At 72.1% G+C, this 20,796-nt stretch carries 21 protein-coding genes; 5 read left to right on the top strand and 16 right to left on the bottom strand.

The window, feature by feature from the left end:
- Positions 1-38: 38 nt before the first annotated feature.
- The 5 genes from AC2D9U_RS08730 to AC2D9U_RS08710 form a co-directional block, all read right to left on the bottom strand.
- Complete coding sequence (locus AC2D9U_RS08730; RefSeq protein WP_484748087.1) at positions 39-605, bottom strand: NifU family protein; 567 nt, start codon at positions 603-605, stop codon at positions 39-41.
- A gap of 75 nt (positions 606-680) precedes the next feature.
- The gene (locus tag AC2D9U_RS08725) at positions 681-2,069 is read right to left on the bottom strand and encodes an amidohydrolase family protein (protein ID WP_484748086.1); all 1,389 of its coding nucleotides are present in this window, start codon (positions 2,067-2,069) and stop codon (positions 681-683) included.
- Entirely contained in the window at positions 2,066-2,998 is a 933-nt protein-coding gene (locus AC2D9U_RS08720) for an AEC family transporter (protein WP_484748085.1), read from the bottom strand. Before AC2D9U_RS08720 ends, AC2D9U_RS08725 begins: the two co-directional genes overlap by 4 nt.
- 9 nt (positions 2,999-3,007) lie before the next feature.
- Positions 3,008-3,658: a guanylate kinase gene (gene gmk, locus AC2D9U_RS08715; protein ID WP_484748084.1), complete on the bottom strand. Its 651-nt coding sequence runs from the start codon at positions 3,656-3,658 to the stop codon at positions 3,008-3,010.
- A 150-nt stretch (positions 3,659-3,808) separates the two neighbouring features.
- Entirely contained in the window at positions 3,809-4,714 is a 906-nt protein-coding gene (locus AC2D9U_RS08710; RefSeq protein WP_484748083.1) for a YicC/YloC family endoribonuclease, read from the bottom strand.
- Between the two features lie 38 nt (positions 4,715-4,752).
- On the opposite strand from AC2D9U_RS08710, the gene AC2D9U_RS08705 reads away from it, so the two are divergent.
- Complete coding sequence (locus tag AC2D9U_RS08705; protein ID WP_484748082.1) at positions 4,753-5,538, top strand: SDR family NAD(P)-dependent oxidoreductase; 786 nt, start codon at positions 4,753-4,755, stop codon at positions 5,536-5,538.
- Here AC2D9U_RS08705 and AC2D9U_RS08700 read toward each other — a convergent pair.
- Positions 5,535-5,936 (bottom strand): VOC family protein, encoded by a 402-nt coding sequence (locus AC2D9U_RS08700; RefSeq protein ID WP_484748081.1) that lies wholly within the window; start codon positions 5,934-5,936, stop codon positions 5,535-5,537. The genes AC2D9U_RS08705 and AC2D9U_RS08700 overlap by 4 nt on opposite strands.
- Positions 5,937-5,989: 53 nt before the next feature.
- Between AC2D9U_RS08700 and AC2D9U_RS08695 the strand changes: the two genes are divergently transcribed.
- Positions 5,990-7,477 (top strand): protein adenylyltransferase SelO, encoded by a 1,488-nt coding sequence (locus AC2D9U_RS08695; protein WP_484748080.1) that lies wholly within the window; start codon positions 5,990-5,992, stop codon positions 7,475-7,477.
- 114 nt (positions 7,478-7,591) lie between these two features.
- Here AC2D9U_RS08695 and AC2D9U_RS08690 read toward each other — a convergent pair whose 3' ends face one another.
- From AC2D9U_RS08690 to AC2D9U_RS08650, 9 genes are all read right to left on the bottom strand, one after another.
- Entirely contained in the window at positions 7,592-8,446 is an 855-nt protein-coding gene (locus AC2D9U_RS08690; RefSeq protein ID WP_484748079.1) for a class I SAM-dependent methyltransferase, read from the bottom strand.
- Between the two features lie 48 nt (positions 8,447-8,494).
- Complete coding sequence (locus AC2D9U_RS08685; RefSeq protein ID WP_484748078.1) at positions 8,495-9,406, bottom strand: NAD(P)-dependent oxidoreductase; 912 nt, start codon at positions 9,404-9,406, stop codon at positions 8,495-8,497.
- A gap of 2 nt (positions 9,407-9,408) precedes the next feature.
- The gene (locus tag AC2D9U_RS08680; protein WP_484748077.1) at positions 9,409-10,362 is read right to left on the bottom strand and encodes a Bug family tripartite tricarboxylate transporter substrate binding protein; all 954 of its coding nucleotides are present in this window, start codon (positions 10,360-10,362) and stop codon (positions 9,409-9,411) included.
- 77 nt (positions 10,363-10,439) lie between these two features.
- Positions 10,440-11,489 (bottom strand): mandelate racemase/muconate lactonizing enzyme family protein, encoded by a 1,050-nt coding sequence (locus AC2D9U_RS08675; protein WP_484748076.1) that lies wholly within the window; start codon positions 11,487-11,489, stop codon positions 10,440-10,442.
- A complete protein-coding gene (locus tag AC2D9U_RS08670; protein ID WP_484748075.1) occupies positions 11,489-12,367 on the bottom strand; it encodes a 3-hydroxybutyryl-CoA dehydrogenase in 879 nt (292 codons plus the stop codon). Before AC2D9U_RS08670 ends, AC2D9U_RS08675 begins: the two co-directional genes overlap by 1 nt.
- A complete protein-coding gene (locus AC2D9U_RS08665) occupies positions 12,364-13,290 on the bottom strand; it encodes an electron transfer flavoprotein subunit alpha/FixB family protein (RefSeq protein ID WP_484748074.1) in 927 nt (308 codons plus the stop codon). Before AC2D9U_RS08665 ends, AC2D9U_RS08670 begins: the two co-directional genes overlap by 4 nt.
- Before the next feature lie 2 nt (positions 13,291-13,292).
- Positions 13,293-14,042: an electron transfer flavoprotein subunit beta/FixA family protein gene (locus AC2D9U_RS08660; protein WP_484748073.1), complete on the bottom strand. Its 750-nt coding sequence runs from the start codon at positions 14,040-14,042 to the stop codon at positions 13,293-13,295.
- Between the two features lie 118 nt (positions 14,043-14,160).
- Positions 14,161-14,352 carry an HIG1 domain-containing protein gene (locus AC2D9U_RS08655; RefSeq protein ID WP_484748072.1) on the bottom strand — a complete coding sequence of 64 codons (192 nt, stop codon included), beginning with the start codon at positions 14,350-14,352 and terminating at the stop codon, positions 14,161-14,163.
- Between the two features lie 39 nt (positions 14,353-14,391).
- Positions 14,392-15,591 carry an MFS transporter gene (locus AC2D9U_RS08650; RefSeq protein ID WP_484748071.1) on the bottom strand — a complete coding sequence of 400 codons (1,200 nt, stop codon included), beginning with the start codon at positions 15,589-15,591 and terminating at the stop codon, positions 14,392-14,394.
- A 97-nt stretch (positions 15,592-15,688) separates the two neighbouring features.
- On the opposite strand from AC2D9U_RS08650, the gene AC2D9U_RS08645 reads away from it, so the two are divergent.
- Positions 15,689-17,995: a mechanosensitive ion channel family protein gene (locus tag AC2D9U_RS08645; RefSeq protein ID WP_484748070.1), complete on the top strand. Its 2,307-nt coding sequence runs from the start codon at positions 15,689-15,691 to the stop codon at positions 17,993-17,995.
- A 170-nt stretch (positions 17,996-18,165) separates the two neighbouring features.
- Positions 18,166-18,444 carry a hypothetical protein gene (locus AC2D9U_RS08640; RefSeq protein WP_484748069.1) on the top strand — a complete coding sequence of 93 codons (279 nt, stop codon included), beginning with the start codon at positions 18,166-18,168 and terminating at the stop codon, positions 18,442-18,444.
- Positions 18,445-18,593: 149 nt separating this feature from the next.
- On the opposite strand, the gene AC2D9U_RS08635 is transcribed toward AC2D9U_RS08640, so the two are convergent.
- Positions 18,594-19,652 carry an NAD/NADP octopine/nopaline dehydrogenase family protein gene (locus tag AC2D9U_RS08635; RefSeq protein ID WP_484748068.1) on the bottom strand — a complete coding sequence of 353 codons (1,059 nt, stop codon included), beginning with the start codon at positions 19,650-19,652 and terminating at the stop codon, positions 18,594-18,596.
- 159 nt (positions 19,653-19,811) lie between these two features.
- Here AC2D9U_RS08635 and AC2D9U_RS08630 point away from each other — a divergent pair, with 159 nt between their 5' ends.
- Positions 19,812-20,765: a lysophospholipid acyltransferase family protein gene (locus tag AC2D9U_RS08630; protein ID WP_484748067.1), complete on the top strand. Its 954-nt coding sequence runs from the start codon at positions 19,812-19,814 to the stop codon at positions 20,763-20,765.
- Positions 20,766-20,796: the final 31 nt, after the last annotated feature.

Genomic DNA, 20,796 nt, shown 5'->3' with positions numbered 1-20,796 from the left:
GCGGATGCCGCCGCCCGCCGCTTGAGGGCGAAAGAAGCTCAGGCCTCGACCTGCTCGACGCGGACCACTTCCGGCACATAGTGGCGCAGCATCGTCTCGACGCCATGCTTGAGCGTGGCGCGCGAGCTCGGGCAGCCGCTGCACGCGCCTTGCATGCGCAGCTGCACCACCCCTTCGCGGAAGCCGCGGAAGATGATGTCGCCGCCATCGCTGGCCACGGCCGGGCGCACGCGCGTGTCGAGAAGTTCCTTGATCTGGGCGACGATCTCGCCATCCGCGGGCTCGAAATCCTCGGCCTCGGCGGCTTCCTCCACGCCCTCGACCACCGGCAGGCCGGTGAGGAAATGCTCCATCACCGCACCCAGCACGCGCGGGCGCAGCATCTGCCACTCGGTCTCGTCGGATTTGGTGACGGTGACGAAATCCGTCCCCAGGAAGACGCGCGCCACATCGCCCACGGCGAAGATGCGCGCGGCCAGCGGCGAGCGGCCGGCGGCTTCCTCGGCGGAGGTGAAATCGGCGGTGCCGCTGCCGCCCATCACGTCGCGGCCGGGCAGGAACTTCAGGGTCGCCGGGTTCGGCGTGGCTTCGGTCTCGATGAACATCGTTGGTTGGTTCCGGTGGTCTGGCGATACCAGACCAAGGTGGTCCTTATTGCCGCTTGGTGCAACAGGGGGAGATCAGCGCAGGTCGATCGCGGCCCGCGCCGCGATCCCGGCCGGGATGGCGCCCCGCCGCGCGGCCTCGCGCCACACGCGCTCGATCGCGGCCCGGCCGCGGCGGGTGACGGCGGCTTCGTCGGCGGTCATCACCTGGCCGTCGCGCAGCAGCACGCGGCCCTCGACCATCGAGAGCACCAGGTCCGCCGCGCTGCCATTGGTCATCAGCGATTTCAGCGGGTCCCAGACCGGCTGGTAGCGCGAGGATCCGAGGTCGAACATCACGAGGTCCGCCCGCTGCCCCGGTGCGATCAGCCCGAGATCATCCCGCCCCAGCGCCAGCGCCGCATCGCGCGTCGCCGCGCGCAGCAGCCGCGGTGCGGCCAGCCCATGCGGCGTGCCCGATTGCACCTTCGCGAAGACCGAGGCCGTGCGCAGTTCGTGCAGCATGTCGAGCGTCACGCCATCCGTGCCGATGCCAAGGCGCAGCCCGGCGGCCTCCATGCGCGCCAGCGGCACGAAGCGCCCGGAGCGCGCGAAGGCCAGCGGGCAGGAGGCGAGCGCCGCCCCATGCGCGGCGATCATCGCCATCTCCTCATCGGTCGCGAACATGCCATGCGCCAGCACCACGCCCGGCCGCAGCAGGCCGAGGTCGCGGATATGGGCGATGGAGCCCTTGCCATGCGCTTCCTTCACCCGCGCGATCTCGATCATGTTCTGCGCGGCGTGGATGGAGACGATCATGCCCCGCTCCCGCGCCACGGCATCGACGCGCCGCAGATGCGCGACCGTGTTGCTGTCGGGGCCGTGCGGGCCGAAGCCCACCCGCGTCAGCCCCTCCGGCCCCTCATCGAACCGGTCGAAGAGGGCGAGGGTTTCCTCGAATCCCGTGCGGTTGGTGGGCGTGTAGGTGGGCTTGCCGTCATCGGTCATGCCCACCGTTTCCGAGAACAGATAGGGGCAGGACCAGGAGCGCAGCCCGAGACCCTTCGCGCGCGGAATGAAGGGCCATTGCGCCACGCGGTACACGTCGAGCAGCCCGGTCATGCCGGTCTTGAGACCCTCGAGCAGCGCCATCTCCACGGCGTCGCCGATGTCCTCCTCCGTCATGATCTCGGCCGCGACATCGCCGAGCGGCATCAGCAGCGCATAGACGATGTGGCCAGGGATATCGCCCGGCGCCAATTCATCCGCGAGGCCCCGGAACAAGGGCCCCGACATGGCGTGGTTGTGCAGGTTGATGAAGCCCGGCAGCAGCAGCGCATCCGGCGCCACGATGCGCTCGGCGTCCATGCTCGGCGCTTCCCGCACCACATCGACCACGCGCCCGCCCTGCACCACCACATGCACGCCGCTGCGCAAGCCGTGCTCGGCGTCCCAGACCCAGCCGGGAGAGATAATGAGGCTCATTCGATGGTCTCCCGGAAATAGCCGATCAGCAGCGACAGCGTGAGCACCGACAGCGCCGTGGTCACCACCACCGCCGCCCCCGAACGATCCGCCCCCGTCTGGTAGCGCCGGGCGAGGATGAAGGCGTTGGCCCCCGTCGGCAAAGCCCCGATCGTCACCGCCACCGCCGTCTCCACCGGCGACAGCCCGAGCAGCTTCGCCAGCACGAAGGTCAGGGCCGGCAACACCAGCAGCTTGATGACCGAGACCACCGCCGTCTCCCGCCACAACCCCGCCGCCCCCAGCCCGAGCAACCCACCGCCGAGGCAGAACAGCGCCGCCGGCGGCGCCGCCGCGCCCAGCAACTCCAGCGTCCGCCGCGCCACATCCGGGATCGGCAAACCGAAGGCCCGCCAGATCAGGGCCGCCACCACCGACAGGACGATCGGATTGCGCAGGATCCCCACCGCCGCATGGCGGATCAGCAACCGCCAGGGCGCATGCGCCTGCAACCCGGCCTCGGTCAGGATCGTCGCCAGGCCCAGCAGCGTGATGGTCTGCACCGCCAGGATCCCGATCATCGGCGGCACCCCCGCCGCGCCATAGGCCGCGATGATGATGGGAATGCCCATCATCACGGAGTTCCCGAAGATGCAGGACAGGCCGAACACCGCCGCCTCGGCCGGCCTGGCCGCGAACCAGCGCCGCGCGATCACGATCGCCACGCCATACATCACCACCGCCGCACCCACCTGCGCGATGGCCGGGCCGGGCCCGCCTTCCGAGGGCCGCACCCCGCCCAGGAACAACAGGGCGGGTGCGGCCAGGCAGAAGACGAAGGTGGCCAGCCCGGCGAAGCCTTCCGGCTTGATCAGCCCCATCCGCGCTGTGCCGTAGCCGGCCAGGATCAGGCCGAAGACGGGCAGCACGACCTCAAGGATGGCTGCCATGCCGCGCGATCACTCGGCCAGCAAAGTCTCGATGAAATCGGGCAGCCAGGGCTGGCGCGCGCGCTGGGTGCGCGCGGCGTGCAGCACGGCCCGCACCTCGGCCACGGTGCGGTCGAAATCGCGGTTGACGATGACGTGGTCGAAATCCTGCCAATGCGCGATCTCGTCGCGGGCGACGACCAGGCGGCGGGCGATCTCGGCATCGCTGTCCTGGGCGCGGCCCCGCAGGCGGCGTTCGAGCTCGGCCATGGAGGGGGGCAGCAGGCAGATCCCCACCACATCGCCCGGCAGGCGCGCGCGCAATTGCCGATGGCCCTGCCACTCGATGTCGAACAGCACGTCGCGCCCGGCTTCGAGGGCGGCGATCACCGGGGCCCGCGGCGTGCCATAGGCGCGGTCGAGGAAGCGGGCGTGTTCCAGCATGTCGCCGGCTTCGACCATCGCGTCGAAGGCTTCCGGCGTGCGGAAGAAATAATGCACGCCGTCGGTTTCGCCGGGCCGGCGCGTCCGCGTGGTGGCGCTGATCGACAGGCTGAGCGAGGGCTCCATCTCCAGCAAGGCGCGCGAGACGGAGGTCTTGCCCACGCCAGGGGCCGCCGCCAGCACGACGCAGACGCCGCGGCGCGGCTGGGTGCGGCGTTCGTCAGGCATCCCGGTCATGACGAGGCCAAATCCCCTTGATCGTGACATGCGCCCGCCGAAGGCGGGCGAGCGGCCGAAGGGCCGCCGCGCCAGGTGGCGCGCAGCCAAGCGCGCGGCGGCGCGCGCCGGCGACTGAGGGCGGATCGGCGACGATCCGCAAGGATAGGCTCATTCCACATTGGCCGCCTGTTCGCGCAGCCGCTCGATCGCGGCCTTGAGCGCGAGGCCCGTGCGCGTCAGGGCCACGGAGGCACTCTTGGAGCAGAGCGTATTGGCCTCGCGCACGAATTCCTGGGTGAGGAATTCCAGCTTGCGGCCCACGGCCTCGCCGGAGGCGAGCAGGGCGCGGGCCTCATGGATATGCGCAGCGAGGCGATCCAGCTCCTCGCGCACATCGCTGCGCTGGGCGAGCAGCGCGACTTCCTGGGCAAGCCGTTCTTCCGGCACGCGGGCGCGCAGATCGCCCTCGCCGAGCAGGTTGGCCAGGTTCTCCAGCAGCCGGGCGCGTTGCGCGGCGGGCTGGTCGGCGGCTTCGGTGGTCGCCTGGGCGCAGAGGGTGGCGATCTCGTCCAGCAGCGTGCCGAGGATTTTTCCGAGTTGCGCGCCTTCGCGGGCGCGGGCGGCGTGCAGGCCGTCCAGCGCGCGGCCATAGGCGGCGATGAGGGTGGCGCGGCGCGCCTGCTCGGCGGCCTCGTCGGGCTCGGTGGTTTCAGCGCGCAGCACGCCGGGCAGGCTGAGCACGGCCTCGGCGCTGGGGATCGGCGCGCCAGGGATGCGACGCGCGACCTCCAGCACCAGGGCGATGGCGGCGTCCAGCGCGGCGGGGTCGGGTGTGAGGCGCGGCGCGCGGTCCTCGCGCTTCAGCGTGAGGGTGGCGGAGACGTTGCCGCGCTTCAGCCGCTTGCCCGTGGCCTCGCGCAGCGTGGCTTCCAGCGCGTCCAGCCCGTTGGGCAGGCGGAGCTTCACGTCGAGCCCCCGCCCGTTGACGCTGCGGAGTTCCCAGACGAAGGAGGAGGCATCCGGCAATGTGCCGCCCTCGCGGGCGAAGCCGGTCATGGAGGCGAGGCTGCTCATCGGCACCTTGTCCACCCTCGCGGGAATGGAGGCAAGGCGTGTCGGGCACCCCCTGGAAATCCGCCCTGGTCACGGGGGCGTCCTCCGGCCTGGGCCGGGCGCTGGCCGAGGCGCTGGCCGCGCCGGGGGTGACGCTGCACCTCTCGGGCCGCGATGCGGCGCGGCTGGAGGAAGCGGCGGAGGCCTGCCGCGCGCGCGGGGCGTCGGTGCATCCGCGTATCGTGAGTGTCACCGATGCGCCGGCGATGGCGGATTGGATCGCGCAGGCCGGGCGGCTCGATCTCGTCATCGCCAATGCCGGGATCTCCGGCGGGACGGGCGATGCGGTGGAGCCGGCAGCCCAGGCCGCGCAGGTCTTCGCGACCAATGTCACGGGCGTGCTGAACACGGCCCTGCCGGCGATCGAGGTGATGGCGGCGCAGGCGCCCGGCGCCGATGGGCTGCGCGGGCGGGTGGCGGTGGTGGCCTCCATCGCCGCCTTCGTGGCCTCGCCCTCCGCGCCGGCCTATTGCGCCTCCAAGGCCGCGGTGCAGCGCTGGGCGGAGGCGCTGGATGCCTCCGAGCGCCGGCGCGGCATCCGGCTGCACGCGGTCTGCCCGGGCTTCATCCGCACGCCGATGACGGCGCGCAACCCCTTCCGGATGCCGGGGCTGATGACGCCCGAACAGGCGGCGCGGCGCACGCTGGAAGGCATCGCGGCGGGGCGGGTGCGGGTGGTCTACCCCTGGGGGCTCTATACGGCCGCACGGCTCACCGGCGCGCTGCCGCCGGCCTGGCGCAACGCGATGATGGGCCGGCTGCCGGCCAAGCCAACGGCGGATTAGCGGCCGTTTTCGTCCGGCGGGAAGTTCAGCTCCACCGCCACGCCATCGGGGTCGTGGAAGAAGAGCTGCGTCTGCCCGTCGCGCGGGATGACCATCTCGCGGAAGGCGATGCCATGCGCCTTGAGCTTCGCGCGCATCTCCGCCAGTCCCGTGGCCGAGAAGGCGATGTGGTCGAGCTGCCCGGTCGGCTGGGCGCGGCGCGGCGGCTTGGTGGCATCATTCTCCCGCGGGCCGACCAGATGCACGGTGGGCTGGCCGGCGGAATAGAGCCAGGCGCCGGGGAAGCCCAGCGGCGGGCGGTCGCCATCGGTCAGCCCCAGCACGTCGCGGTAGAAGGCCCGCGTGGCGTCGAGATCGACGCAGTAGATCGTGTAGTGGTTCAGCGCACCGATCGGCATGGCGGGAACTCCGGATTGCCGGCGCAGCATAGAAGGGGCTTGTGGCGCCTGTCATGGCGAACGATCTCTGCGGCATGAACGCCCCCTTCCGCCTGCCTTTCGACCACGCCTATGCGCGCCTGCCCGAGCGGCTGCACGCGCCCGTGGTGCTCACCCCCGTGGCGGCGCCGGCGCTGGTGAAGCTGAACACGGCGCTGGCCGAATGGCTCGGCCTCGATGCGGATTGGCTGGCGAGCCCGGAGGGCGTGGCGATGCTCGCCGGCAACACCGCGCCTGCGGGCACGCGCCCGCTCGCCATGGCCTATGCGGGGCACCAGTTCGGGCATTTCACGCCCTCGCTGGGCGATGGGCGGGCCATGCTGCTGGGCGAGGTTCTGCGCCCCGATGGCGCGCGCTTCGACGTGCAGCTCAAGGGCTCCGGCCCCACCGATTTCTCGCGCCGCGGCGATGGGCGCGCGGCCCTCGGCCCGGTGCTGCGCGAATACATCGTGGCGGAGGCGATGGCAGCGCTCGGCATCCCCACCACCCGCGCCCTGGCCGCGGTGACGACGGGCGAGGAGGTGTTCCGCGAAACCCCGCTGCCCGGCGGCGTGCTGACGCGCGTGGCGTCGAGCCATATCCGCGTCGGCACCTTCCAGTATTTCGCCGCGCGGCGGGACATGGACTCGCTGCGCGCGCTGGCCGACCACGCCATCGCGCGGCACGACGGGGCGGCGGCGGTGGCCGAGAACCCCTATCGCGCGCTCTATGCCGGCGTGGTGGCGCGGCAGGCGGCGCTGGTCGCGCGCTGGATGCAGGTCGGCTTCATCCATGGCGTGATGAACACCGACAATTGCACCATCTCCGGCGAGACGATCGACTACGGCCCCTGCGCCTTCCTCGACGCCTATGATCCCGCCACGGTGTTCAGCTCGATCGACCATGGCGGGCGCTACGCCTATGGCAACCAGCCGCGCATCGTGCATTGGAACCTCGCGCGGCTCGCCGAGGCGATGCTGCCGCTGCTCGATGCGGATGAGAATGCCGCGCTGGATTGGGCGAAGGAGGCGATCGGGCAGTTCGGCGACGCTTTCGAATCCGCCTATCTCGGCGGCTTCGCGGCGAAGATCGGGCTGGGGGCGGAGGATGCGGCGCTGGCGCAGGATCTGCTGACGCGCATGGCCGAGAACGGCGCGGATTTCACCCTCACCTTCCGCCATCTCTGCGCCGCGGCCGAGGATGTGGCGGCGGAAGCGCCGGTGCGCGCGCTCTTCGCGGACGCTGCCGCCTTCGATGCCTGGCTGCCGGCCTGGCGCACGCGGCTTGCGCAGCAGCCGCCGGGCGTGGCGGCGCGGATGCGCGCGGTGAATCCCGCGATCATCCCGCGCAACCACATGGTGGAGGAAGCGCTGGCCGCGGCCGTGACGCGGGGCGACTACGCACCCTTCGAGACGCTGGTCGCGCTGCTCGCGCGGCCCTTCGAGGACCACCCGGACCACCCGCGCCACGCCCTGCCGCCGCGCGCGGAGGAGCGGGTGCTGGCGACCTTCTGCGGGACGTAGCGAAGGATTGCAGCGTGGCGGCCAGCGAAGCTGGCCGAGCGCCCGAACGGGCGCCGCGCCCAGTGGCGCGAGGCAAGCGGCCGGAGGCCGCGCCCGCCGCTTGAGGGCAAAAAGCTACTTCCGCTGCGCCACCAGCACGCGGTAGTGGACAAAACCCTCGGTCTGCAGCGTCTCGAGCAGCAGGCCGCCGATCTCGGCCTCGCAGCGCACGCCCCTTCCCACCAGCCGCGGCAGCGTCGATTTCTTCCGCAGCTCCAGCAGCCGCGGCGCCACCTCCGCCATGCCGCGCACGCGCAGCAGCGGGTTGAGGTCCTGCTCGGCCACCAGGGTCAGCCCGGCGGCCTCCAGATGCGCGATCCAGCCCGCGCGCGTGGGCGCGATGGGGCAGCGCCAGAAGCGCTTGAACTGCGCGAGCCGCGCGGCCGGCTCGGCCGGCATCTCCTCCTCCGGCATGTCGTCCACGATCACCAGATAGCCGCCCACATCGAGCACGCTGGCGAGGTTGGCGATGGTGTGCGCGGGATCGGCGCTGTGGATCAGGCTCTCGATGCCATAGATCAGGTCGTAGCGGCCGGGCGGCTTCTCGTCATAGCTGCCGACCTCGATCCGCACGCGCCCGACCAGCCCGCGCGCCGCGACTTCCGCCATGCCGCGCTCGGCCTGGATGGGAGAGAGCGTCAGGCCGGTCCAGCGCCCGCCATGCTTCGGGGCGAGGTCGAGCATGGTGGCGCCATAGCCGCAGCCGGCATCCAGCGCGCGCGGCGTCGGCGCCAGGTCGAGCCCCTGCAGCATCAGCCGGTGGATGACGAGCGGCGAGGGCGGGCCGCCTTCCGGGTCGGTCAGCGCGCGATGCACGGGGATGGCGCCGTGCCCTTCCTCGGCCCTGCGCTCATCGAACCAGGTCAGCTTGTCCAGCCAACGATAGTAGCGTGCCACCTGCTTCGCCTGAAGCGCGGCGGATTTGGGCATGGAAGGGGTATCCGGCATACCGCTTTGTTGCGCGGGGATGCGGAAACCTCAACCCGGCTTGGGCACGCCCGAAAGCTCCGCCACCAGCGCCCCGACCGAGGCGGAATCGAGCCCGCCGCGACCCGAATTCACCGTCGCCTGCATCATCTGCCCGGCGAGCGCGGTGGCTGGCGCATAGACGCCGTGGTCGCGCATCGCGCCTGCGGAAAGTCGTAGATCCTTCAACATGAGTTCCGCACGGAAGCCGGGTGCGAAGGTGGCTTCCATCATGCGCTTCGCGTGGTTCTCCAGCACGAAGCTGCGCGCCGAGCCGCCCAGCAGCGCGCGCTGCATCGCGGGCAGATCGAGCCCCGCCTTGGCCCCCAGCGCCAGCGCCTCCGCCACCGCCAGCATGGTCGTGCCCACGATGAGTTGATTGGCCGATTTGCACACCTGGCCCGCGCCCGCGGGGCCGAGATGCGTCAGCGTCTTGCCGACCGCGCGGAAGAAGGGCTCGGCGCGTGCGAAACCCGCGGGGTCGCCGCCCACCATGCAGGTCAGCGTGCCCTCCCGCGCCCCGCCCGGCCCGCCCGAGACCGGGCTGTCGAGCAGCGTGGCGCCGGTCTGCGCCTGCAGCCGTGCCGCGAATTCGGCGGCTGCCTTGGCGGCGATGGTGGAGAAATCGATCACCACCGCGCCCGCCGCAACCCCGGCCGCGACCCCCTGCGGGCCGAAGAGCACGGCCTCCACATCCGGCGTGTCGGGCACGCAGAGCCCGATGCAGGCAGCCCCCCGCGCGGCTTCCGCCGCCGTATCGACCCAGCGCGCGCCGGCGGCCTCAAGTGCTGCGGCCTTCGCGCGGGACCGGCTGGTGATGGTCACCGCGAAACCGGCCTTGAGCAGGTTGGCGGCCATCGCCGCGCCCATCACGCCCAGGCCGATGAAGGCGACCGGGGCGGGTGGCGAGATCGTCTCGGTCATCGTCAGGTCCTGCGGATGGCGGCGCGGATGGCGTCGAGCAGCGCATCCATGTCGCGTTGGAAATCGGGGCCGTTGGCATAGCCGTCCGGATCGCCGGCGCGCTGCATGAAGCGCTGCCACACGGGCGTGCCCATGCCCTGGCGGAAGCGGTCATGCAGCCAAGTGGTCATTTCCGGCGTCATGCCGGCGGGGCCGACCCAGCCCTTCATGTTCTCGGCGATCAGGTCGATGCCCAATTCGCGGAAGGTCGGCACGTTCGGGTATTGCGGGTGACGCGCGGCGGTGGTCACCGCCAGCGGCAGCATGTCGCCCGAAGCGACCAGCCCGCCGAGTTCGTCGCTGGCCTGCACGGCGAGGTCGATCTGCCCGGCGATCAGCGCCTGCTGCTGCGGCCCGCCCCCGGTATAGGGCACGTGCAGCAATTCGATATTCGCCCCGCGCTCCAGCAGCAGGAAGATGGAGTGGGAGAGCGTGCCCACGCCGGAAGATCCATGCGTCAGCGCGCCGCGATTGGCGCGTGCTGCCTCGATCACCTGCTGGATGGTGGTGAAGCGCCCGCCGCGGCCGCGCACGCAGACGAAATGCGCGTTGCGCGTCAGGCGGATCACCGCGTTGAAGCTGCGCTTCGGGTCATAGGGCAGGTCGCGATGCGCGGGCAGGGAGGTGCTCTCCGACCCGCCGGCGAGCAGCAGCGTGTGGCCATCCGGTGCGGCGCGCGCGACCTGCTCGGCCGCCAGCGCGCCCCCCGCGCCGGCGCGATTCACCACCACCAGCGGCACGGGGAAGAGCGGCGCGCAGGCCTCGGCGATGGTGCGGGCGATGATGTCGGACCCGCCACCGGGCGCGAAGCCGACCATGAGCTGCATCGGGCGGCTCGGCTGCCAGCCGGCCTGGGCGCGCGCAACGAAAGGCGTGGCAAGCAGCGGGGCGGCGAGCAAGGCGCGGCGGCGGATCATCGGCGGTTCTCCCATCTCGCCGTCTCTGCGGCGTGGCGGAAGGATGGCCGCATGGCGCCAGCCACGCAACCGAAGGTTCACGCAGCGAAGCTGAAGCCCAGGCCGGGCGTTTCCGGCACGGCCATCGCGCCCTTCTCGACATGCGGGTGGCGCGCATAGCGCGCGCGCATGCCGGCATGGGCGCCGTGCACCTCCAGCATCCCGCCATGCGCGTGGCCGGCCATGACGGGCAGGTTCGCGGCCTCGAAGCCGCCCGCGCCGGTCACCGGCACGCCCTGCGCCTCGGCCATGGCGAGGATGCGCAGCATCGCCGTGATGCCGCCGCAGAAGGCCGCGTTGGGCTGGAGGATGTCGAGCGCGCCCGCCGCCAGCACATCGCGGAACCAGGCGACCGACTGGATCATCTGGCCGGAGGCGAGCGGGATGGTCGTGGCGCGGCGCAATTCGCGCAGGCTCGGGATATCGTTGCCGCGGACGGGCTCTTCGAAGAAGGCGATGTCCTGGTCGGCGACCAGCGTGGCGAGGCGCTTCGCCTCCGCGACGGTGAAGGCGCAATTCGCATCGAGCATCAGCGGCGCGTCGCCGATCGCGCGGCGCACGGCGCGGATGCGCGCGGCTTCCTCGGCCAGCGGGCGCGCGGTGCCGACGATGACTTTCACGCCGCGGAACCCATCGGCCAGCGCGCGCTCACAGGCGCCGATCAGCTCGGCCTCGGTGAAGGCGGGCAGGCCGGCGGTGGCATAGGCGGCCACGCTGCGCCGCGCGCCGCCGATCAGCATCGCCACCGGCTGGCCCAGCACCTTGCCCTTGATGTCCCACAGCGCGAGGTCGAGGGCGGAGAGTGCCGAGACAAAGACGCCCGTCGCCCCGCGCGGGTTGAAGCGTTTGGTGAGCGCGGCGGTCACCGCCTCATGCGCCATCGGGTCGAGCTTGCTTGCGGCTTCGGCGATCTCGCCATTCAGCAGTGCCGCGACCGAAGCGGCGAGGAAGCGCCCGGTCATGCCCTCGCCGACCAGCCCGTCGCGCGTGGTGACGCGCAGGCGGACGAAGGTCAGGCTCTCCTGCCCCGCATAGGCCTCCGCCGCGCGCGAAGGTGCGACGTGTTCGACGAAGGCTTCGAGCTTCATCACCGCGTGGGGCGGGGCGGCGTCACGCTGTAGTCGTAGAAGCCGCGCCCGGTCTTGCGCCCGAGCCAGCCGGCCTCGACATGCTTCACCAGCAGCGGGTTGGGCCGGTATTTCGGGTCGCCCATGCCTTCCTGCAGCACGCGCAGCACGGCCACGCAGGTGTCGAGCCCGATGAAATCGGCCAGCTCCAGCGGACCCATCGGGTGGTTGCAGCCGAGCTTCATGCCGGCATCGATGGACGCCACGTCGCCCACGCCTTCCTGCAGCGCGAAACAGGCCTCGTTGATCATCGGCAGCAGGATGCGGTTGACGATGAAGGCCGGGTAGTCGGCGGCATAGGCCACCGTCTTGCCGAGCCGCACCGCGAGTTCGGCCACGGCCTCGACCGTCGCGTCCTCGGTGGCGAGGCCGCGGATCACCTCGACCAGCTTCATCAGCGGCACGGGGTTGAAGAAATGCATGCCCACGAAACGACCCGGCCGGTCGGTGGTGGCGGCAAGGCGCGTGATCGGGATGGAGGAGGTGTTGGACGCCACCAGCGCCTCCGCCTTCAGATGCGGCGTCAGCGTGGCGAAGATCCTGTGCTTGAGGTCCTCGCGCTCGGTCGCGGCCTCGATCACCAGGTCGCAATCGGCGAAGCCGGCATAGTCGGAGGTGGTGGCGATGCGCGCCAGCGCCGCGTCACGATCCGCGGCCGAGAGCGTGCCCTTCGACACCTGCCGGTCCATGTTCTTCGCCAGCGTGGCCATGCCGCGCGCCAGCGCCTCGGCCGAGATGTCGAGCAGCACGACATCGAGCCCGGCCTGGGCCGCGACATGCGCGATGCCGTTGCCCATCTGCCCGGCGCCGATGACGCCGAGTTTTTGGATGATGCTCACTTCTTATCCAATTCCAGCTCAAGCTCTGGAATGACTTTGAACACGTCGCCCACCAGCCCGTAATCGGCCACCTGGAAGATCGGCGCTTCCTCATCCTTGTTGACGGCGACGATGACCTTGCTGTCCTTCATCCCCGCCAGATGCTGGATCGCGCCCGAGATGCCGAAGGCCATGTAGAGCTCGGGTGCGACGATCTTGCCGGTCTGGCCGACCTGCATGTCGTTGGGCGCATAGCCCGCATCGACCGCGGCGCGCGAGGCACCGATGGCCGCACCGAGGCGATCCGCCACGCCATCGAGGATGTGGAAATTCTCCGCCGAGCCCATCGCCCGCCCGCCCGAGACCACGACGCGCGCGGCGGTCAGTTCGGGGCGCTCGAGCTTGACGATCTCGGCACCGAGGAAGCGCGAGAGCCCCGCATCGGCGGCGGGTGCCGCAGTCTCGATGGCGGCGGCGCCACCCTCGGCCGGCACCGGGTCGAAGCTCGCCGCCCGGATGGTCATCACCTTCATCGCGTCCGCGGTCTTCACCGTGGCCAGCGCATTGCCGGCATAGATGAAGCGGCGGAAGGTATCCGCGCCCTCGATGCCCGCGACGTCGGAGATGATCTGCACGTCGAGCAGGGCTGCGACGCGCGGCATCACGTTCTTGCCGGCCGCGCTGCCCGGGGCCAGCAGATGCGTGTAGCCGGGGGCGAGGGCGACCAGCAGCGCAGCGAGGGGTTCGGCCAGGGCGTGGCCCACGGCCTCGCCCTCCGCCACCAGCACCTTCGCCACGCCGGGCAGCTTCGCGGCGGCGGCGGCGCCGGCCGCACCCAGCACCAGCACATGCACCTCGCCGCCGAGCTGCGCGGCAGCGGCCACGGCGCTGCGGGTCGGCTGCGAAACGGAATCGCCGCGATCGGCGAGAACAAGGACGGCCATCGTCAGATCACCTTGGCTTCGTTGCGCAGCTTGTCCACCAGCTCGGCCACCGAGCCGACCTTCACCCCCGCCTGGCGCTTCGGCGGCTCGACCACCTTCAGCACGGTCAGGCGCGGCGTCGCATCCACGCCGAGATCGGCGGGCTTGAGCGTCTCGATCGGCTTCTTCCGCGCCTTCATGATGTTGGGCAGCGAGGCATAGCGGGGTTCGTTCAGCCGCAGATCGGCGGTGACCACGGCCGGCAGGGTGAGGCCCACCGTCTCGAGCCCGCCATCGACCTCGCGCGTCACCTTCGCGCTGCCGCCGTCGATCTCGACCTTGGAGGCGAAGGTGCCCTGCGGCCAGCCGAGCAGCGCGGCCAGCATCTGGCCGGTGGCGTTCATGTCGTCATCGATCGCCTGCTTGCCCATGACGACGAGTTGCGGCGCTTCGCGGCCGACCAGCGCCTTGAGGATCTTGGCGACGGCGAGGGGCTCCACCGTGCCCTCCTGCTCCACCAGGATGCCGCGATCGGCCCCCATGGCCAGCGCGGTGCGGATCTGTTCGGCGCAGGCGGCCGGGCCGATGGAGACGGCGACGATCTCGGTGGCGACGCCCTTCTCCTTCAGGCGCACGGCTTCTTCCACCGCGATCTCGTCGAAGGGGTTCATGGACATCTTGACGTTCGCGGTCTCGACGCCCGTGCCGTCCGCCTTCACGCGGACCTTCACGTTGTAGTCGACCACGCGCTTGACGGGGACGAGGAGTTTCATCTGGCTTGGAACCCTTGGTCATGTCCGGCCCTGGCCGGAGGATCCTGGCGGGCGAAGCGGCCCGGGAATGGCGGCCGGACCATAAGGGGGCGCCCCCCGCCCGACAAGGCGGGGCCGCCTATCGCACAGCGATGAGCAGCATGAACAGCGCCACCGTGAGCAACTGCATCGCCACCCGCGCGCGCATGAGCGTGTTGGAGCGCGCCCCCCCGCCATGCTCGCTGCGGACCATGCCGATCATGCCGGCGAACATGACGCCGAGCGTGCCGAGCAGCGACAGGCCGGTGAGGATCATGAGGAAGGTGACCATGGCAGAGACATGACATGCCTTGGCCGTAGCGCAAGATCCTTATCGGCGTGCCCCCGCGATCGCCACGGCGCCGACCACCGCGGCGACGGCGCACATCACGAAGCCCGCCGCATAGCCGCCCGTCAGCCCGATCAGCGCCGAGAACAGCGGCGGGGCCACCAGCATCGTCGCCCCGAAGCAGAAGGAGAGCGCCGAGGTCGCCGCCCCCACCTGGCCGGGTGGGGCCAGCCGCGCCGCCTCGGCCAGCATCACGCCGTTCCAGCCGACCGCGGTGATGCCCATCAGCAGCCCCGCCCCCAGCACCAGGAATCCCGGCCAGTCCATGCCCGCCGCCGCCAGGGCGAGGGTCGCCACCAGCATGCCCGCGCCGCAGAGCACCAGCACCGGCCGCGCGCCGAAGCGATCCGCCAGCAGCGCCCAGCCGATCCGCCCGGCCACGCCGCCGGCCTGAGCGATGGCGAGCCGCAGCCCGGCCTCGGCCAGGGGTACGCCCAGGCCGGTCACCTGGAAGGCCACGAAGAAGGTCGAGAAGCAGAATTGCGTGATGCCATAGGCCGAGGACATGACGGTCAGGCGCAGCAGCGCCGCATCCCGCCGCAACATGGCCAAGGAGGCCACGGCCTCGGTCAGGATGGCGCGCGGGCCGGTGCGCCCGGCCGCGGGGTCGCGCTCCGAATCCAGCGCCGCGCGCAAGGGTTGCATGGCCAGAGCCACCACCAGCGCCACCGCGGCCAGGGTCAACGCACCCGCCCGCCAGCCGGCGACGCCCGCGATGATCGGCGCGCTGGCCGCCACCACCATCGCGCCCAGCGGCACGCCGCATTGCTTCAGGCTGAACACCAGGGCGCGGTGGCGCGGCGGCGTGCGCGCGGCGATCAGATGGCTGCTGCCCGGCGTCACGGGCCCATGCCCCAGCCCCGCCACGAAGGCCGAGAGGATCAGCGCCGCCGGATGCGCGATGGTCGCCAGCGCGATGCCGAGGCCCACCATCAGCAGCCCGGCCTGCAGCACCCGCACGCCGCCGAAGCGGCGGATCAGCGGCCCGGTCATCGGCCCGGTCACCAGCGCCCCGGCATAGACAAGGCCGGTATGCAGCCCGGCCAGGCTGGCGGGCAGGCCGGTCTCGGCCGCGATGGCCGGGGCCAGCACCGGCACGGTCAGGAAGCCGCCCATCCCGGCCACATGCACAGCCAGCAGCGCCAGCAGGATCGACCAGAGGGGGGGTGCGGGCGCGCTCACGGGCCCCCATCCTGTGCCCGCCCGGGTTGCACCGCAACATGGGTGGCTCGCCCCCTGCGGGCTTGACCATGGGGGGCGGGCGGGCTTCACCACGGCCATGCCCGCCCTCCTTCGCCTTCTCGCCCTGCTGCTGGTGCTGGCCGTGCCTGCCCTCGCCCAGGCTCCCGCCACGCCGCCCGCCGCCCCCGCCGCCGCGGGGGCCAGCCCGGCCGCGCCCAACACGGACCTGCAGCGGCTGATCGAGGCGCTGCGCGACGACACCCGCCGCGCCGAATTGCTGCGCGCGCTGGAGGCCCAGGCCGCAGCCCCCGCCGGCGCCAGCCCTGGCGCCGCCGCAGCGGAGGCCGAGGCGCCCTCCCCGGTGCCGGAGATCCTCGCACCCAACACGCTCGGCGCGCAGCTGCTGACCGGTGCTTCCCAGCGGCTGCAGGCGCTGACCGAGAGCCTCTTCGCCGCCGCCCAGGCGCTGACCGACCTGCCCGGCGTCGCCGCCTGGGCCGCGGGCGTGGTGCGCGACCCGGTGACGCAGTTCCGCGTGATGGACGCGGCCTGGAAGCTCGCCTTGCTGTTCAGCCTCGGCCTGCTGGCGGAATGGCTGGCCACGCGCACGCTCCGCCCCTGGTCGGCGCGGCTGGACGCGATGGCGCCCACCGAGGAAGGCGGGTGGACCTGGGTGAAGCGCGTGCCCCTGGTGGCGGCGCGCTTCGTGCTGGACCTGATCCCGATCGGCGCCTTCGCCATCATCTCCTACGGCATGATCGGCCTGGTGCGGCCGCTGCCCACCACCGAGCTGGTGCTGCTGACCACGAACAACGCCTACATGGCGCTGCGCGCCATCATGGCGGGCTCGCGCGTCGCCTTCTCGCCCGCCTCGGCGCATCTGCGGCTGATGCCGGCCTCGGACGAGACGGCGGCCTACATCACCATCTGGATCCGGCGCATCGCCGTGGTCGGCATCACCGGCTTCGCGGTGGCCGAGGCCGGGCTGCTCTTCGGCCTGCCCTGGTCGGCCTATGACGCGGTGCTGCGGCTCTCGGCGCTGATCGTCTCGCTGCTCATGGTCATCGTCGTGCTGCAGAACCGCGCGGCGGTGGCCGAGGCGCTGCGCGCCCCGGAACTGCCCGAGGGCCAGCCGCGGCCGGACCGCATGCGCGTGCTGTTCCGCGCGCTGCGCGACCGCGTGGCCGACATCTGGCACCTGCTGGCCATCCTGTGGCTGCTGGCGCTGTGGGGGGTCTGGGCGCTGGAGGTGCGCGACGGCTTCGAGCGGCTGATCCGCGTCTCCGCCGTCACCATCCTGATCCTCGCCTTGGCCAAGGGGGCGGATGAGCTGATGCGCCGCGGCCTCGCGCGTGCCTTCCAGATCAGCGCCGAGATGGCGATCCGCTATCCGGGGCTGGAGGCGCGCGCCAACCGCTACCTGCCCGTTCTCAAGGGCCTGCTGACCGGCTTCATCGCGGTGATGGCGCTGCTCTTCCTGCTCGAGGCCTGGGGGCTGGATGCCTTCGCCTGGTTCGGGCGCGGCAAGCTCGGCGCGCGGCTGCTGTCCTCCCTGGTGTCGATGGGCATCACCATCCTGGTCGCCATCACGGTGTGGGAGCTGACCAACGCCGCCATCCAGCGCTACCTCAACCGGCTCGCGCGCGATGCGCAGGCGGCGCGCTCGGCCAGGGTGCGCACGCTGCTGCCGATGCTGCGCACCGTGCTCTCGGTGGCGATCCTGCTCTTCGTCGCGCTCAACGTGCTGACCGAGATCGGCGTGAACGTCGCCCCGCTGATCGCCGGTGCGGGCGTGGTCGGCCTGGCCATCGGCTTCGGTTCCCAGACCCTGGTGCGCGACGTCATCACCGGCATCTTCCTGCTGTTCGAGGATGCGGTGGCGGTGGGCGACGTGGTGCAGGTGGGCGGGCTGTCGGGCGTGGTGGAGCAGCTCTCCATCCGCTCGATCAAGCTGCGCTCGGTGGATGGCAGCGTGCACATCATCCCCTTCAGCGCCGTCACCACCGTCACCAACATGACGCGCGACTTCGCCTTCACCGTGCTCGATGTCTCGGTCGCCTATGGCGAGGATACGGACCGCGTGGTGGGCGTGCTGAAGGAGATCGGCGCGGAGGTGCGCGCCGACCCGAAATTCGGCCCGCTGATCCGCGACGACCTCGATGTGCTGGGCGTCGAGCGGCTGGCGGATTCGGGGGTGACGATCCGCGCGCGCATCAAGACCGAGCCGGCCTCGCGCTGGGCGGTGGGGCGCGAGTTCAACCGCCGCATCAAGCAGCGCTTCGACCGGCTGGGCATCGAGATCCCGTATCCGCACCAGAAGCTGGTCATCGAGCGCGACGCCGGCCGCCACCCTATGGAGGAAGGCGAGATCGAGGATGCGATGCCGCGCCGGCCCGGCGGGTGAGCCGGGCTTGCCGCCCGAGGGCGCGCGGCGGTAGGATCGGCGCGTGATCGAGACCCGGATCCTTCGGGGCCGAATTATCGGCCCGGCCGCCTGAACCTGCCCTCGCCGGGGCGGGGATGCCCGCGGCCGGGTTCAGTTGGTCCCTTTCCCGATCCGGAGTTCGCCCCCTCATGTCCGATATCGAAGAGCCGCTCGTCGCGGCGCGTTTCACCGTGCTGGCCGAGGCCTCGCCCGGCCTGCTGAGCCGCATCCTCCAGCCCTTCGCCAAGCGCGACCTGGTGCCCGACGCGCTGCGCGCGGCGCGCCAGGGCGAGGCGATGCGCACCGAGATCACGCTGCACGCCATGCCGCAGGGCATGGTGCATCTGGTGGCCGGCAATCTCGGCCAGATCATCGGGGTGCAGCGGGTCGAGGCGATGGAAGGCCGGGTCACGCGCCTCGCGGCGTGATACCAAATCCCGCGGATCGTGACCGATCCGCCCTCAAGCGCCGGCGGGCGCCTACGCGCCCTTGGCTGCGCCGCACAGGCGGCGGGCGCCATTCGGCGCCTCGACCGGCTGCGCCGGCCGCAGGTTCCGATCAAGGGGGCTTGGCATGATCACGCCCCGCGGGGGTGTCCGTCCCGCAACAGGGCGGGCAGCGCCGCGAGGTCGATGCCCGCCAGCAGGTCATCCGCGTGCAGGCTCGCCCCCCACAGCGCTTCCAGCACCGCCACCGCCGCGGCGCTGAGCGGCAGGGTCATGCCCCGCGCCGCGGCAAGGCGCAGCCAGAAAGCCAGGCCATAGGTCACGCCTTCCGCCAGATGCGCGGAATCGAGGCCGCGGGGCCCCGGCACATGCCCTCGCGCCGCGGCCAGGGCGCGCGCCATCTCGGGCAGCTTGTCCTCCGCCACCTGGCCGGTCCGTGCCAGCCAGGCGGCCAGCGGCGGCGGGGCATGGCCGTAGCGCGCGGCCAGCGAAAGGCGCTCCGCGTCCAGCGCGGCCATGAGCCGGCAGATGGCCGGGGTCATCTGCGCGTGCAGGTCCCACGCCTCCCCGGCCTCGATCCGCGTGACGTTGCCGAGCGCGAGTGCCGCCTGCAGCACGGGTTCGGGGCTGGCGAGGATCGCGGCCAGCAGGTCCGGCACCGGCTGGAAGGGCAGGCCGAACAGCGTCGCGCAGAGCCGCGCCAGGTCCGGCGCGGCGGCGGCGGGCACGGCGGCGACCTCCACCCCCGGGCGCAGCGCGGTGATCCGCACCCGGTCCGGCCCCAGCCGCTGCGCCGCCACCGGCGGCACGGCAAGCGCGCCGATCGGGGCGCGCCGGCCCGACAGCGCCAGCAGCCGGTCGAGCAGCAAGGGCGCGAGGGAATGGCTCGGCACCAGCAGGATCGGAACCGCCTTGGCCAGCAGGGGCTCCAGCCGGCGCAGCACCGGCGCCAGGGCATGCGGCGGCACGGCGACCAGCACGGCCTCGGCCCCCGCCAGGGCGCGGGCGACATCGACCGCGACCTGCACCCGGGCGGTGCCCTCCAGCGCTCCCTCCACCGCGAGGCGCGCACCGATGCCATGCGTGCCGCCGCCGCGCGGCGACCACAGCGCCACCTCATGCCCCTGGCGCACCGCCAGCGCCGCGCAGGCCGGGCCGACCGCGCCCGCGCCGAGGATGGCGAGGTTCATCGGCGGTCAGGCCCGGCGCGGCGCGGAAGGCGACTCGACATGCGCCGCACCCTGCCGCGCCGCTTGCCGCACCGCAACGGCGCCGCGGCCGGCGCAATTCACACGTCTGTCGCCTTGCCTTCATTGCCTTGCCGCGAAGCTCAGGGTTAATGCGCGCATATGGAGGCCACGAACCGCGTGCTGACCCCCGAAGCCCTGCGCCCGCGACGCCTCCGGCGCCGCAAGCCGATCCAGTTCTCCGCCTCGGACCCCGAGGGGCTGTGGGGCGACGTGCTCGGCTTCCGCCCGCTCGGCGGGCGGGTGCGCGCGGTGCGCCGCCTGGTCACGGTGGTGCTCTGGACGCTGATCGCCATCCCCATCCAGGCGCTGCTGCTGGTGCTGCCGGGCCGGGCGCATGTCGGCTTCGGCAAGGCCTATTTCCGGATCCTGTGCTGGCTGATGGGCCTGCGCGTGCAGGTGGTGGGGGAGGCGGCCGAGGACAGGCCGGTGCTGTTCATCTCCAACCACTCCTCCTGGCTGGACGTGCTGGTGCTGGGCACGGTGCTCGATGCCTGCTTCGTGGCGAAGCACGAGGTCGGCACCTGGCCGGTGATCCGCACCGTGGCGCGGCTGGGCCGCACCGTCTTCGTCAGCCGCACCCGCACCGGCACCAAGGGCGAGGCGGGCGCGATCCGCGAGCGGCTGGGCCAGGGCGACAGCCTGATCCTCTTCCCCGAGGGCACGACCAGCGATGGCGGGCGCGTGCTGCCCTTCCGCAGCGCCTTCCTCTCGGTGGCGGACAAGGCGCGGGTGGTGCAGCCGGTCTCGGTCGTGTTCGACCGGCTCGGCGGGCTGCCGGCCTGCCGGCGCGACCGGCCGCTCTTTGCCTGGTATGGCGACACCGACATCTTCACGCATTTCTGGCGGCTCGCGCGCCGGTCCAATGCGCGGGCGACCATCGTGCTGCACGGCACGCTGGACCCGGCCGATTGGGCGGATCGCAAGGCGCTGGCCGCGGCGTGTTCGGGCGTGATCGCGGAAAGCTGCGCGGCGCTGCGCCAGAACCGGCCCACCGGCCCGCTCCCCGCGCCCCTGCCGGCCACCCCCCGCCGGCCTGAAGCGGTTCCCGCTTGACCCGACGCGGGCGGACAAAGCAGCCTTCCCC

It is taken from the genome of Roseomonas sp. TF40 (assembly GCF_057219975.1).
This window is presented reverse-complemented; position numbering and strand designations above follow the sequence as displayed.

Bases quoted from the DNA above. Each gene is read 5' to 3' on its own strand.
- AC2D9U_RS08730 (WP_484748087.1), bottom strand. From the start codon at position 605: ATGTTCATCGAGACCGAAGCCACGCCGAACCCGGCGACCCTGAAGTTC.
- AC2D9U_RS08725 (WP_484748086.1), bottom strand. From the start codon at position 2,069: ATGAGCCTCATTATCTCTCCCGGCTGGGTCTGGGACGCCGAGCACGGC.
- AC2D9U_RS08720 (WP_484748085.1), bottom strand. From the start codon at position 2,998: ATGGCAGCCATCCTTGAGGTCGTGCTGCCCGTCTTCGGCCTGATCCTG.
- gmk (WP_484748084.1), bottom strand. From the start codon at position 3,658: ATGACCGGGATGCCTGACGAACGCCGCACCCAGCCGCGCCGCGGCGTC.
- AC2D9U_RS08710 (WP_484748083.1), bottom strand. From the start codon at position 4,714: ATGAGCAGCCTCGCCTCCATGACCGGCTTCGCCCGCGAGGGCGGCACA.
- AC2D9U_RS08700 (WP_484748081.1), bottom strand. From the start codon at position 5,936: ATGCCGATCGGTGCGCTGAACCACTACACGATCTACTGCGTCGATCTC.
- AC2D9U_RS08695 (WP_484748080.1), top strand. From the start codon at position 5,990: ATGGCGAACGATCTCTGCGGCATGAACGCCCCCTTCCGCCTGCCTTTC.
- AC2D9U_RS08690 (WP_484748079.1), bottom strand. From the start codon at position 8,446: ATGCCCAAATCCGCCGCGCTTCAGGCGAAGCAGGTGGCACGCTACTAT.
- AC2D9U_RS08685 (WP_484748078.1), bottom strand. From the start codon at position 9,406: ATGACCGAGACGATCTCGCCACCCGCCCCGGTCGCCTTCATCGGCCTG.
- AC2D9U_RS08680 (WP_484748077.1), bottom strand. From the start codon at position 10,362: ATGATCCGCCGCCGCGCCTTGCTCGCCGCCCCGCTGCTTGCCACGCCT.
- AC2D9U_RS08675 (WP_484748076.1), bottom strand. From the start codon at position 11,489: ATGAAGCTCGAAGCCTTCGTCGAACACGTCGCACCTTCGCGCGCGGCG.
- AC2D9U_RS08665 (WP_484748074.1), bottom strand. From the start codon at position 13,290: ATGGCCGTCCTTGTTCTCGCCGATCGCGGCGATTCCGTTTCGCAGCCG.
- AC2D9U_RS08660 (WP_484748073.1), bottom strand. From the start codon at position 14,042: ATGAAACTCCTCGTCCCCGTCAAGCGCGTGGTCGACTACAACGTGAAG.
- AC2D9U_RS08655 (WP_484748072.1), bottom strand. From the start codon at position 14,352: ATGGTCACCTTCCTCATGATCCTCACCGGCCTGTCGCTGCTCGGCACG.
- AC2D9U_RS08645 (WP_484748070.1), top strand. From the start codon at position 15,689: ATGCCCGCCCTCCTTCGCCTTCTCGCCCTGCTGCTGGTGCTGGCCGTG.
- AC2D9U_RS08640 (WP_484748069.1), top strand. From the start codon at position 18,166: ATGTCCGATATCGAAGAGCCGCTCGTCGCGGCGCGTTTCACCGTGCTG.
- AC2D9U_RS08635 (WP_484748068.1), bottom strand. From the start codon at position 19,652: ATGAACCTCGCCATCCTCGGCGCGGGCGCGGTCGGCCCGGCCTGCGCG.
- AC2D9U_RS08630 (WP_484748067.1), top strand. From the start codon at position 19,812: ATGGAGGCCACGAACCGCGTGCTGACCCCCGAAGCCCTGCGCCCGCGA.